Annotated in this window: 7 protein-coding genes; 5 read left to right on the forward strand and 2 right to left on the reverse strand. The window is 43.3% G+C overall.

Going from position 1 to position 13,428, the window contains the following annotated elements; translation table 11 throughout:
- Positions 1 to 5: 5 nt before the first annotated feature.
- Positions 6 to 1,829 carry a malto-oligosyltrehalose trehalohydrolase gene (treZ, locus tag PY364_RS17505; RefSeq protein WP_275524415.1) on the reverse strand — a complete coding sequence of 608 codons (1,824 nt, stop codon included), beginning with the start codon at positions 1,827 to 1,829 and terminating at the stop codon, positions 6 to 8.
- A gap of 304 nt (positions 1,830 to 2,133) precedes the next feature.
- Here treZ and PY364_RS17510 point away from each other — a divergent pair, with 304 nt between their 5' ends.
- Entirely contained in the window at positions 2,134 to 4,200 is a 2,067-nt protein-coding gene (locus PY364_RS17510) for an amylo-alpha-1,6-glucosidase (protein ID WP_275524417.1), read from the forward strand.
- A 429-nt stretch (positions 4,201 to 4,629) separates the two neighbouring features.
- Positions 4,630 to 4,866, forward strand: a complete 237-nt coding sequence (locus PY364_RS17515; protein ID WP_275524419.1) for a hypothetical protein — start codon at positions 4,630 to 4,632, stop codon at positions 4,864 to 4,866.
- Between the two features lie 11 nt (positions 4,867 to 4,877).
- Here the strand turns inward: PY364_RS17515 and PY364_RS17520 are convergent, their stop codons facing one another.
- A complete protein-coding gene (locus PY364_RS17520) occupies positions 4,878 to 10,649 on the reverse strand; it encodes a DUF4347 domain-containing protein (protein WP_275524420.1) in 5,772 nt (1,923 codons plus the stop codon).
- 191 nt (positions 10,650 to 10,840) lie between these two features.
- Here PY364_RS17520 and PY364_RS17525 point away from each other — a divergent pair, with 191 nt between their 5' ends.
- From PY364_RS17525 to PY364_RS17535, 3 genes are all read left to right on the forward strand, one after another.
- On the forward strand, positions 10,841 to 11,275 hold the full coding sequence (locus PY364_RS17525; RefSeq protein WP_275524422.1) for a helix-turn-helix domain-containing protein: 435 nt from the start codon (positions 10,841 to 10,843) through the stop codon (positions 11,273 to 11,275).
- Positions 11,276 to 11,485: 210 nt separating this feature from the next.
- Positions 11,486 to 12,280: a COP23 domain-containing protein gene (locus PY364_RS17530; protein ID WP_275524424.1), complete on the forward strand. Its 795-nt coding sequence runs from the start codon at positions 11,486 to 11,488 to the stop codon at positions 12,278 to 12,280.
- A gap of 394 nt (positions 12,281 to 12,674) precedes the next feature.
- Positions 12,675 to 13,412, forward strand: coding sequence for a serine protease (locus PY364_RS17535; RefSeq protein ID WP_275524426.1), 738 nt, complete (start codon positions 12,675 to 12,677; stop codon positions 13,410 to 13,412).
- Positions 13,413 to 13,428: the final 16 nt, after the last annotated feature.

Genomic DNA, 13,428 nt, shown 5'->3' on the forward strand with positions numbered 1-13,428 from the left:
AGCTTTTATAGCTCATAAAGTGCAAAAGTATGCGGTTTTACGGTCAATTCCTGTCCAGGTATTATCTTTTCAGGCAATTGAGAACCAGCACCCATCCATTTTTTATCGGCAGAGTCTAAAATCTTCTTCCAGTTGCCTTGGGGAAGTGCGATCGTAAAGGTGACATTGCTATCGTTGAAGTTTAAGATGCAGAATATCTGACTGTCATCACTCCAGCGACGTAGAAATAAGATTTTTTCATCTTCGTTGCTAGACACCTCTAGATTTTTCTTATCCAGTTTTTTCAAGGCGGGAATTGTACGGCGTAGCTGAATTAGTTTTTGATACCATTCCCGTAGAATTTTGTGCTTTCCTTCTTGCTGTTTTTCCCAGTTGAGTTTGCAGTTATAGAAGGTGTCATAACTCTGGGGATCTTGAAATTCACCTCGACCTTCAAAGGCTTTAAATTCTTCTTGTTTGTCTTTCCGTATTGCTTCAATCAAGCCTGCATCGGAATGGGAAACAAAGTACAAGAATGGTGCTTCTTCCCCGTATTCTTCTCCCATAAAGAAGAATGGTATATAGGGAGAAATTAAGACAGTGCCAGCGGCGAGTTTCAATCCTTCAAAAGAGACTATTTTAGATAATCTATCCCCCAAAATTCGGTTGCCGATTTGGTCGTGAGTTTGCGAAAACACTACGAATTGATGACCCGGTTCTTCTTTAGATGAATTGCCATGCTTTCGCTTTCTGTGAGGGGCGTATTGTCCAGAGTAAACAAAGCTTTCTCTAAAGGATTTTTCTAGATGTTCGCACCTACCAAAATCTTGGTAATACCTGTCATTTTCTCCCGTGAGTAAGGCGTGTAATGAATGATGGAAATCGTCGCACCATTGGGCATCTAATCCAACGCCACCTAACTCTTTTGGACGCACAACTCTGACATCATTTAAGTCACTTTCTGCGATTAGATAAAGTTTTCGCCCTAGTTGTTGAGAAATTTCAGCAGTTACATCTGTGAGTTCTTCCAAGAATGGTCTCGCACTTACCTCAAAAATTGCTTGAATGGCATCTAAACGCAGAGCATCAATGTGATATTCCTGGAACCAATAAATAGCATTTTCGTGAAAATAATTGCGGACTCCATCGCTATATTGATCGTCAAAATTTAGAGCATCTCCCCAAATAGGATGATATTTATCTGTAAAGTAGGGGGCAAATTTAGAGAGGTAATTGCCTTCGGGGCCGAGGTGATTGTAGACGACATCTAGAATTACTGAAATGCCATGTTCGTGACAGGCATTCACAAGTTTTTTGAACCCTTCCGGCCCACCATAGGAGTTTTGCACTGCGTAGGGATAGACACCATCATAGCCCCAGTTCCGTTCGCCGGGAAATTGGGAAACTGGCATAACTTCTATGGCATTAATTCCCAAATCTCTTAGTTCTTCCAGTCTGGGAATTATGGCTTCAAATGTACCTTCAATGGTGAAAGTCCCGACGTGCAATTCATAGATAATCATTTCCTCTAAAAGAACGCCTTTCCACTCTGAATCTGTCCAGATAAATGTACTTCTATCGATGACTTCAGAGGGCCCATGTACGCCTTGTGGTTGATGTCTGGATGCTGGATCTGGCTTGTCGGTGATTCCTTCGAGTTGGTAATAGTAAAGCGTTCCATGTTTGATGTCTGTAGCTGTTACTTCCCAGTAACCTTCTTCGGATTTTTTTTCCATTGGAATGAGGCGTTGTTCTGGGGAAACAATTTGTACGGCTACCTCTTTAAGAGTGGGGGCCCAAACTGTAAATTTACACTTTCCTAACCCGATATATTCTGCACCAACTTTCACGTTTAATTTTCCTCTTTCAAATTTAATTTTACTTTTTGATGATGGCGATGGCAATTGTTGGGGTGAAGCAAATAGATGTAAAAATTTTAGCTTTGCTCCGATCGCCCATTGTGTCAAGGTGAGTTTAACTTTAAAACGCCTATTTTGAAAGTAACTAGAGTTAAAGTTATAAACAACTAACTTTAGACAGAGTAAACAAGTGCTATAATTGTAACTGAAAAAACAGCAAAAAATCGCAAAATCTGCATTGTAGCTTGCACCAATTTGGTGAGCATAATTAAACGTAATGTGAGCCTACTTTTTTATGGTCATTGCCTTTGGACGGGAAATCTGCGGGAATCTCGACTCGGTAGAGTCTCGCGAGTGGTTGGTAACAAACGGTATCGGCGGTTATGCTTCGGGAGCGATCGCGAATCTGCTCACTCGCCGCTATCATGGTATGCTGGTGGCAGCTCTCAAACCGCCGCTGGGCCGCACTTTGATGCTGGCAAAGTTGGACGAAACCGCATTATACAATAATTATACTTATCCGCTTTATACAAATCGTTGGGCTGACGGCACTGTGGAACCGCACGGCTACAAGCACATCGAACGCTTTCACCTCGAAGGTACTACACCCGTCTGGAGCTTTGCTTGTGCTGATGCTCTCCTAGAAAAGCGGATTTGGATGCAGCAAGGTGCTAACACAACCTATACTCGCTACTACCTGCGCCGCGCCACAAAACCCCTAACCCTCGCGATTAAAGCCTTAGTCAATTATCGCGACTACCACCACATCACTAACGCCGACGATTGGCGGATGAGCATCGATCCTATAGAAAAAGGAGTCTGCGTGACTGCTTTTCCTAGAGCTGTACCCCTCTATCTGCTCACAGATGCCTCACCAGATGCTAAATTTCACCTTTCTCTACCCGCTTATGATTGGCATTACGGTTTTGACTTGGCAGTAGAAAAATATCGCGGCATGGATTATTGTGAGAATCATCTGCACGCAGCGACTTTTCACGTCACGATTGAACCGGGAGGCTTTCTCACTTTCATAGCTAGCACTGAGAAAAATCCCGATTTAAACGGTGAAGCCGCCTTAGAATTGCGTCGCACTTACGAGGAACAATTGCTGCAAACATGGTCAAAAGTGAGTGATAACCCTGAGTGGGTGAACCATTTAGTGTTAGCCGCCGACCAGTTTATTGTCAACCGTCCCCTACCTGACGAACCCGACGGCAAAACGATCATCGCTGGATATCCTTGGTTTAGCGATTGGGGTCGCGATACCATGATTAGCCTACCAGGTCTCACAATCTGTACTGGGCGTTACGACGTAGCGCGGTCGCTTCTTCGCACTTTTTCTCGCTATGTAGATCGGGGAATGTTGCCAAATCGCTTTCCTGATACGGCGGATGTTCCTGAATATAATACTGTGGACGCGACGCTGTGGTATTTTGAGGCAATCCGTGCTTATTGTGAGGCGACTGGGGACGACCAACTTCTAGGGGAACTCTGGCCTGTCTTGGCAGAAATTATTGACTGGCATCGGCAGGGGACTCGCTATAATATACATCTCGACCCTGATGATGGTTTAATTTATGCTGGTGAAACGGGCGTACAGCTCACTTGGATGGATGCAAAGGTTGATGATTGGGTGGTGACTCCTCGGATGGGCAAGCCGATTGAGATTAGCGCTCTTTGGTACAATGCTCTACAGGCTATGGTGTATTTTGCTCAAAGGCTGGGCAAGTCTCACATAGAGTATGAGAGATTGGCTGAGGGGACGGCAAAGGGTTTTGCTCGTTTCTGGAATGATGGGGTGGGTTATTGTTACGATGTTTTGGACGGGCCCGGCGGCCATGATGCCTCACTTAGGCCTAATCAGTTATTCGCGGTTTCGTTGCAGATTTCTCCAGCTTCTTCTCCATCTCCCCAAGCTGCTAACCCTTTCTTGGCACTGGCGGGGAGTAAAAAAATGACTGGTTATCCCTCCTTACTCACGCCAATTCAGCAACGGTGTGTAGTGGATGTTTGTGCTCAACATCTTCTCACTTCTCACGGTGTGCGAAGTCTCTCCCCGGAAGATCCGCAATATCAAGGTATTTATGGAGGCGATCGCTTACAACGAGACGGTGCTTATCATCAGGGTACTGTGTGGGGCTGGTCGATCGGCTCCTTTGCTTTAGCTCACTTACAGGTATACAAAGATCCGGCGCTAGTTAGGGAATTTCTGGAACCTATGGCTAATCATCTATTGGCGCACGGGGTTGGGAGTTTAAGTGAGATTTTTGATGGGGATGCCCCCATGCAGCCGAGGGGTTGTATTGCCCAGGCGTGGACGGTGGCTGAGGTGCTTCGGGCTTGGGCGATCGCGCAATGTTAAAATGTTAAAAGGAATGTTAAAAGGAATGTTAAAAGGGCGGTTAAGAGGGGATTAAGAGGGCGGTTAGAAACCGCGTCTACACAAACAAAACCCGCCTGCGCGGGTTAAATTTATACAGTTTCGCGTTGCTCGGTCAAGCCACCTGTTAAAATTAGTAAATCTTCTCTTGCCTAAAATTGGCGATCGCCAACATCTTCATCAACCCATCAAAAATACTATGAAATCGAGTAGTGCAGCACAAATCTTCTGGTCGATATTGAGCAGTTTTATTTTTGTGTCTCTCATTCCAATTTTAGCTACTTTCTATTGGTTTGGTCAGAAAGTAGGTATCCTTATCACTTTTTTATTCTCGCTTTGTTTTTTATGGCTATTGTCCTATATTAAATCTAAACTGTACGGATTCACTATCCAGATATTAGTTTAGAGGAAATGTTGCAGAAACATTTAGAATTTCGCCAGCGGATGATTGGCGATTTAGGCATTAAAGTATTGACAGATGTTTCGTGGGAAAATTACGTTAAGATAGTGCAGGAATCAGTCATTTATCGCAAGCGATCGCTAAAGAGAAAAAATTTATTATTGGCAATGATAGAAGTCACGCTGTTTGAACTAAATCCTAAGTCAGAATGGTTGGGTGATTATGCTAAGTTTGCCCGACAAAGATGAACTCTTAGCAATTACCCAATTAGCGTAAAATTATCTTGAGTAATCAGATTAGCTTGCACTCCACTAATGGTGGCTAAGACTTGACCAGTTGTAGCGATCGCGATTAAACTTCCACCAACATCTTGACTAACACTTAATTGCTCAAAAGTCAAGCCACCCGTTAAAATCAATAAATCCTCGCCAACGGTAAAATCTGCGATCGCATCACTTCCCCCTAAACCCAAAACAAAGCGATCGCTACCACTCCCACCCACAAGTACATTATCCCCCAAATCCCCGCAAAGCCAATCATTACCACTTCCCCCCGTCAAAGTATCATTATCTTTGCCACCGTAGAGAGTATCATTACCTTCATCGCCGTCTAGCTTATCGTCACCCTCACCGCCAAAAATCAAATCATTGCCATTTCCACCGCAGATACAATCTTGTTCACCATCAGAAGCGAGTGCGATCGCGCTGCCAGTATCACCAAAAATCGTATCATCCCCATCGCCACCACAGATACTATCATCACCGCGATCGCCCCACAACAAATCATCGCGATCGCCACCCAAAATCACATCATTATCCTTGCCGCCTTGTATAGTATCATTATCCTCACCCCCCACAAGCGTATCTTCCCCTTCTTGTCCACTCAAAAAGTCATTTCCCGTACCACCAAATAGCAAATCGCGACCATTCAAATCAGGATCGAAGGGGTTGAAAGTGCCTCCAAATAGGCTATCTGCACCCTCATCGCCAAGTATAGTATCATTACCGCGATCGCCCCAGACTAAATCATCATCCTTACCCGCGATCGCCACATCATTATCCTTACCTCCAAAGATAGTATCATTGCCAGCATTACCATTAATATAATCATTACCCTCATTACCTAGAAGTAAGTCGCGATCGCTTTCCGAACCAATAGGAAATTCGCTAGCAAATCCCCCATAAATATTATCATTTCCCGGCTGACCAAATAAGATGTCACTACTGCCAAAACCATCGATCGCATCATTGCCGTTGCTACCTATAATGCTGTCATCGCTATCAGTACCAATGAGAGTGCGATCGGTCGAATTAGGGCCAAGAATAGAACTCAGACTTGCTAAGCTAATCTGTTTGCAAATACAATCATTTTCCTCAAAATGCGAAGGAATTAATGTCAGAGTTGGAGTTGCTGATGGAATCGGAGTTGCTGATGGAATTGGCGTAACTGATGGAATCGGTGTAATTGATGGAATTGGCGTTTCTGATGAAATAGGAGTTACTGATGGAATTGGTGTTGCTGATGGAATTGGTGTTGGTGTTGGAGTTCCTGATAGAATTGGTATTGGTGTTGGAATTGGAGTTGCTGATGGAATTGGAGTTGCTGATGGAATCGGTGTAATTGATGGAATCGGAGTTGGTGTTGGAGTTCCTGATAGAATTGGTATTGGTGTTGGAATTGGAGTTGCTGATGGAATTGGAGTTGCTGATGGAATCGGTGTAATTGATGGAATTGGAGTTACTGATGGCGTTGGAGTTGGGGTAACTGATGGTGTCGGTGTAACTGATGGAATTGGTGTTGGTGTTGGCGTTGGAGTCGGTTCTGGTGTTGGTGTTGGTGTAACTGATGGAATTGGCGTATTTGATGGAATTGGTGTTGGTGTTGGGGTAACTGATGGTGTAGGTATTGGCGTGGGAACAGGTGTCGGCGTTGGAGTAGTATCTACAATAGTCAAAACAGCCTGAGAAGTCGCGCCCAAAGTTCCACCATTTGTGGGAGAATTTAAACTTAAATTGACCGTTTCATCTCCTTCTACTAAAGGATCATCAGTAATAGGAATAGTGAAAGTTTTACTATTTTCGCCAATCCCAAAACTTAAAGAACCATTGACAGCCGTATAGTCACTCCCTGTATTCGCACTACCATCAGAAGTGGTATAACTAACATTAGCAGCAACATTAGCACTACCTGTACGATTTACCGTAATAGTAGCAGTTGCACCATTTTCATTAACACTGTAAGTGGGATTGCTGAAATTGAATGTACCAGGGTCAGCAAAATCATCATCGTTAATTGTTAATGTCGCTATATTTTGCACTCCCAAAGTTGCACCATTTGTAGGAGAACTTAAACTTAAATCAACTGTCTCATTCCCTTCTACTAAAGTATCATTAGTAATTGGAATAGTGAAAGTTTTATTGATTTCGCCAATGCTAAAACTTAAAGTACCATTGACAGTAGTATAGTCACTACCTGCATTCGCACTACCATCAGAAGTGCTATAATTAACATCAGCCACTACATTACCGCTACCAGTGCGTTCAACAGTAATAGTAGCAGTTGCACCATTTTCATTAACACTGTAGGTGGGAGCGCTGAAATGGAATGTGCCAGGGTCATCAACCTTGACAGTAAAGGGAGTAAGTAAACTTGTAGCGGTGTCATTATTAGAAACTTCCTTTGATGTAGCAGTGACATTCAAATTAATTGAACCGATCGCACTAGAAGTTAGCGTTAAACCTGTCAAATCATTATAAGTAAGTGTCCAAATACCACCGCCATTGTTAGTTCCTGCTGATAAAGATGCTGTCGCAGGAACCCCAGAAATCTCAATAGAATCAATGACTTCTGAACCATCATAATCTACCAAAATAGGTGTAATATTAAGAGCGATCGCATTATTAACCACACCCGCAGCATCGTTAGCCGCCACAGTTGGCACGTCAGCTACCGCAGTGATAGTAATTGGTATGGTTTCTGTATCAGTTAAAATACCCCCACCAGTATTGCCATTATCCTTGACTTGGATCTCTACATAAGTATTGCCGCTGTAATGGAGATTGGGCAAATATGTTAATCCATTAGCAGCAGAAAAAGTGGTATTAATCTCATTAAGAGTGCCATTCAAGGTGATACCACCTACCCCATTAAAAATGTTCGTTACCCCGCCAGGAACAAATTTAGCAATGGGTTGGCCGAAGGGACTTGACACAACGACAGTAATGTTGTTATTGCCCGCGTCAACATCAGTAATACGGACATCTGTAATCGGCAATTCTGTGTCTTCATTCACCGTTAAAGTGCTGAAAGGAGAAGTGAAAGGTGGGTTAGAAACTACCGAAATATTGCCGATATTTACATTAGCTTGTGCAGCCGTAGTAGTATCACCCAAGAAAATCAAATTAGGGGTTTCATAAGGATCTGGAAAGCCTGATTGGGGAACAAAAGCCGTATAATCCCTCAGTTTGCCGCTGAGAAGAGGAACGCCGCCACTAAAAAGTGTGTAGTTGTTGCCAAAGACAGTAAGATCGTAGGAGGTTAAATTTGTAGTGTTAAAGTTAACACCTTCAGCTTGAGTAAAAAGGGTGCGAAAATTGCTAGGAGGGAAACCGACTGTATCTGGTTCTAAGAAAGGACTGAATTGAGTTGTGCCATCATCCTGTGCCCAAATGCGATCGCTCCAGAAATCTAACTCAATCCCTTTTTTATCACTACTGAGGACAATAACACTAAAGCCTGCGCGATCGTCCTTGCCATCATTATTTTTATTAGCACTAGCTGTGCGAGATTCTGATATAATTTGGGCATTGAAACTGACAGTATAGCCGTAGAAGCGATCGAGAGTTGTTGCGGTATTACTAAAGCCTGCTTGATCGGCAGAGGAAGTAGTAGTATTAAGGTTAGTCAAGCCGCTGCTAATTGTCGGCGTTACCGTACTGGGTGGCAAATTTTGATACAACCATCCCTGAGTCTGCGGTAAAGTATTTAAAGAAGCATCATAAAGAGTCGTTAGCTTGTCAATTACAGGTGAATCATTGCTATTACTAACGTAGAAATCTTGTGTTGCTTCATTGCTTGCGCCGCCGTCGCCACCACTAAGCACAAAGCGGACAGTTCTAATACCATTTGTAGGGTTTTCCGAGACATTTTCATAGGTGATATTTTCGATCAGAGCTTTGGTAATATAGTTTGTGGGGTTGACATAGAAAGTAATAACTAGAGGGTCAGTACCGATACCACCCGTATAAGTAGCAATAGGAATACCACTATATTTAATAATTCTGCCGTCTAGCCCAATTTGACCCCCACCATTGCCTTGATTGCGAATAGATAAACGGTCATTGGTCGTCCCGTTAGCAGAGAAATCTACGGTGAGATTGCCGGCATTTACTTTGGGTGAGTCAAAATTATCAACGAACACTCCATTAAAGGTTACAGGCGGGGAATTTTCAGTATAACCAGTGCTAAGTGGGATCAAAACCAGATTAGGTTGTTGGTTGGGAGTGAATGCTAAACCTCGGAAAACGGTGTTTGTAGCCGCAGTTGCTACCGTGTTAAAAGAACCAAAAATAGGTTGATTAAAGGCATTTGTATCGGTAATCTTAACGATTTGATTGCCAGGATTCTTGCCAGAAGTTGCATACAATTCAACTTGTCCGCTGGTGTTTATATATCCAGTTAAACCAGTGAGATCGCCAAGGATATTTCCTGTGGCCATCCAGGTTGTTCCAGTAAAGAAAAACTTTTGTAAGCCTTGGCCACCTTGATCTGCCACATAAAGAGTATCAGGGCCGGGAGTCTCAAAGTCGCGATCGAGCAATACATAAGCATAAGAATTGTCAGTATTTGTTAGGCCTGGTAACAGTGTAGTAGACTGCCCAACAGTAGTTGGTAATCCTGTACCGACGGTGTTAATTCCTACGTTGCTACCAGCACTGGAAGATGTATAAAGTTGATCCTTGAAAATATTGATAACGCGAGTATTAGGCAAAGGGGTGCTAATCATGGTACTTGCACCCGTGCTGCCTAAAGTGACGTAGCGCGTGCCGCTGATTGCATCTTCCCCACCTGTCCAGAAGGCATTACCGTCAACAGTTACGGCGCTGCGAATATTGCGATTGATGCTGATAGTACCGCTGTAAGCGTCATCGATCGCAGTGGTTGTATCAATATTACCTGCGAGATCGACTCTGCCGACGATCCGATTCACTGTCACGCTGTCTGTATTGGCAATGTCCGTTGTAGCGACATTGGCATCATAACCTGCAACGGTGAGAAACTGCCCATTAGCTGAACGGTTTAGTGCTCCCTCAGACAATGCTGTACCACTCATTGTCAAGCGGCGGTTGCTACCAGAAATAGCGGTGGGAAGTGCGATCGATTGTACTGGTAGTGGTAAGAAACCTGAAGTTGGAAATTCATCTAGGAAGACAGGGTTAGCATCAGGTGAAAGTGTGCCGCTACCGTCGCCAATTCTTACTACTACTAAATTTCCAGGCGTGAATGGTGCTAAGATTCCCTGAAAATTCTGTTGTGCCTCCAAGGTGAAGGCTAGAGGTGTATCAATCTCGCCGGTTGTGACTTCTAAATCCCAGTCACCACCTAATGCTTTATTTCCCGTCAAACTAACCGAAGCCGCAACATCCACCCCTATTAACTGACTAACTTGTTGTACAAAAGCTTTTCCCTTCTTCCCTGCGGCCACCGCGCACCCATACAAAAGGATCTCTGCATCATCTGCCAACGCCGCTGACCACTTTTGCAAATCCTGAGTATAGGTGTCTAAATTATTAGAATTCAGCCAAATTGACCCTAGCTGCAAACTTCCAGGGCTACCGTGAGAGACAATGTGAATACTTTTAATACTTTGGCGACTTGCTAAGGCTGCGGTAATTTGCTCTATACCGTCCCGTGATGAATCTATTACAATTGCTTCTGTGCCTGAGTCTACGCCGTTGAGGAGAGATTGAAAGTCAGGAATCGCCGCGTCTATAAATGCGATCGCTTTGACTGAAGTTGCAGAGATTAGCATAGCACACCTGATAGAGACTAATATTGTTTAAATTATTCTGCACCTACTAATTTTAGGATAAGTTTCCCTAATTTCAGGTGACAGAAACTCTCATTTCCAATATTTTACTTTACCAAAATCAGAATTTTATCCTGATTTCTCCGCAAACCCAGGATATATAAAGCGACCTTCCTGATGCCCCGATCGGAGGTATGCCGCCAAAAGCTCACATAGAACCTCACCTCACAATTTGCGAACTCAAAACTCGCTACCGACAGACCCAAGATGCCACTGAATCCCGTCGGTGGCATCTCCTGCTGTTGGTTGCTAGGGATTGGACTATCAAGCACTCGGCCGCAGTCGTAGGTATTAACTACGATTACGCCAAAGAAATAGTCCAACGCTACAATCGCGAAGGGCCGAGTTCTGTCAGAAACCGCAGCGCAGAACGTCAGCCGCCGCCCGCAAAATCCTTGCTGACACCTGCCCAGAAAGAGGAATTGCGGCAAGCACTGCAAGGCCCTGCACCCGATGGTAAGGCATGGTCAGGCCCCAAAGTAGCTCGCTGGATCGCAGAAAAAACTGGCAGCGATCATGTTTGGCCTCAGCGTGGTTGGGACTATCTCAAACGGTTAGGCGTTAACTGACCCACAGGAAAAAATAGATACATAACTTACGCACTATTTTCTATTCTCAATTTATTTCCGGATCTTTTTATAAAACATGGAGAGATGGTACGAGGGTTGCGGATGGAAGAAATAATAACTTTAGAAAGTTTAATTTTTTCTAGAAGGTATCATTTTCACCTTTGACGCAACTATCTATTTAACCTAAAATACCGAACTTGATACCTAAAAATGAAACTGCAAGTCTTGACAAAAATGCTGATGGTAACTGCGCTCGCCTTCAGCCTTACCACTGCCGCAAGCCAGCCCAGTTCTGCAAGTCGAACTGAATATCAAAATCGCTGTAATACTGACGAAAACAGGAACAATTGCAACAACAATCGTCGAGATGTTTGCAATGAGCATCGTCCAAATGATTGTAACAACAATCATCGAGATGTTTGCAATGACGACCGCCCCAATAATTGCTCTGAGACAAAGGTAGAATCTTGTCACAATCAACATCCCAATACTTGTCAGCAAGAGCCGAAGGCTGAGGAGATGAAACCTCCTCAAATTACTCATCGTTTCTTCTGCGGTGATAATAACGGTGTTCCTACAACCTTTGTGGAAACACAAAAAGGTACTTCTCCTGTGATTCGCTGGGTTTCTAATCACTTCTCCGATCATGGCTATGAACCTCTAACACGGTGTCGCCAAGTATCTTCTAAATTTCAGCAGTTCTTCAATAATGGTTCGCTGAATTACATTACAACTGGTACTGTCAACCGTCAACCTGTGATCTGTGTTTCTAATACCAAAGGTGGCCCTTGTACGGGGGTATTATTTACACTCAAACAAGGTGAAGATGCTAACCGGGTAATGCAAAACCTTTTTGACATCCGTTCTGGTGCTGCTGGCCCACTAGAAGAAAGTGGATCTCGCCTCTATTTTGACATGAATAATTACCTGAAAAGCATCGCAGGTGTTTCTCACTCTCCCAATTCTAGATATTCTGGTTCCCAGCGGAGTAGTGGACATTGGTAGTATTAAGTTAAGACTTAAACGGTCAGAATTCAGAAGTTAGAAATGATTGATTCTATATTCTGAATTCTGTTTTTATAATGTCTGATTTTCTGATTTTTATTTGGCGATAATGGAGGTAGCAATTTTGATTTGGTATTATTTAAGATGGTTTATCTATCGGGTATATAGCAAAACAAATCAAGCTAAAAGGACAAATATTAATTCTAAAATCTTGTTGCTTTTGCCAGTTTTTTTGTGCCTTTTTTCTTTCCAAAAACAGGCTTTTTCTAAAAGCTTTTCTGACCTTAAAGGCTCCAGTTTTAGATTGGAACATTCGCTAGCTTGTGAAAAAATAACTTGTGGCGTTTATCAAGGCTTGTATCTGGATCGAGTTGCCAAATCGATCACTGTAAAGGTGCTTTCAGGCAATACTTGGGGCTCAGGAATTTTGCTGCAAAGGCAAGGCAAAGTTTATACAGTAGTTACCAACCGTCACGTCTTGAATTTAGGCGAAAAACCCTATATTATCCAAACTCCTGATGGTCAAATTTATGAGGCTAATTTACCTTCGAGAAATATGCCATTTGGCGGTAATGATTTGGCTATTTTGCAGTTCCGCAGCCAAGATAAATCCTATGCAGTTGCATCTCTAAAAAGTTCGAGAACGCTATCAGAAGGCGATCGAGTTTTTGCAGCGGGTTTTCCCTTTGATGGGCATGGGTTTATATTAACAAAGGGGCGGGTTTCGCTATTGCCAGATCGAGCTTTAGAACAAGGCTATAAAATTGGTTATACGAACGATATTCAAAAAGGCATGAGTGGCGGGCCTCTGCTAAACCGTCAGGGGGAAGTTGTGGGGATTAATGGGATGCACGCTTATCCTCTGTGGGGCGATCCTTATGTGTATAAGGATGGTTCTTTACCTAGTGCGGATGTCCGCGATCGCATGATTGCTTTAGCTTTCGCAATTCCTATTGATACTTTTGCACAATTAGCTCCTCAATTCGCATCTCTTCCTGATAGTTTTCCGACTCGTTCTGGGGCTGAAAATCGCTGGACTTTAGCTTTATTTCTGGATTTATTTAGCTTAAAGCCTTCTCCGCCGATTGTACTTCCTAAACCTGTAAGTCTTGATTCAGTTTTTGTTGAATAATTCGTGTTTATTTTTA

Origin of the sequence: Kamptonema sp. UHCC 0994 (genome assembly GCF_029167235.1) — a bacterium.
Lineage (GTDB): Bacteria > Cyanobacteriota > Cyanobacteriia > Cyanobacteriales > Microcoleaceae > Kamptonema.

Excerpts from the sequence above, each read along its gene's own strand:
- PY364_RS17510 (WP_275524417.1), top strand. The coding sequence starts at position 2,134 with ATGGTCATTGCCTTTGGACGGGAAATCTGCGGGAATCTCGACTCGGTA.
- PY364_RS17515 (WP_275524419.1), top strand. The coding sequence starts at position 4,630 with ATGTTGCAGAAACATTTAGAATTTCGCCAGCGGATGATTGGCGATTTA.
- PY364_RS17520 (WP_275524420.1), bottom strand. The coding sequence starts at position 10,649 with ATGCTAATCTCTGCAACTTCAGTCAAAGCGATCGCATTTATAGACGCG.
- PY364_RS17525 (WP_275524422.1), top strand. The coding sequence starts at position 10,841 with ATGCCGCCAAAAGCTCACATAGAACCTCACCTCACAATTTGCGAACTC.
- PY364_RS17530 (WP_275524424.1), top strand. The coding sequence starts at position 11,486 with ATGAAACTGCAAGTCTTGACAAAAATGCTGATGGTAACTGCGCTCGCC.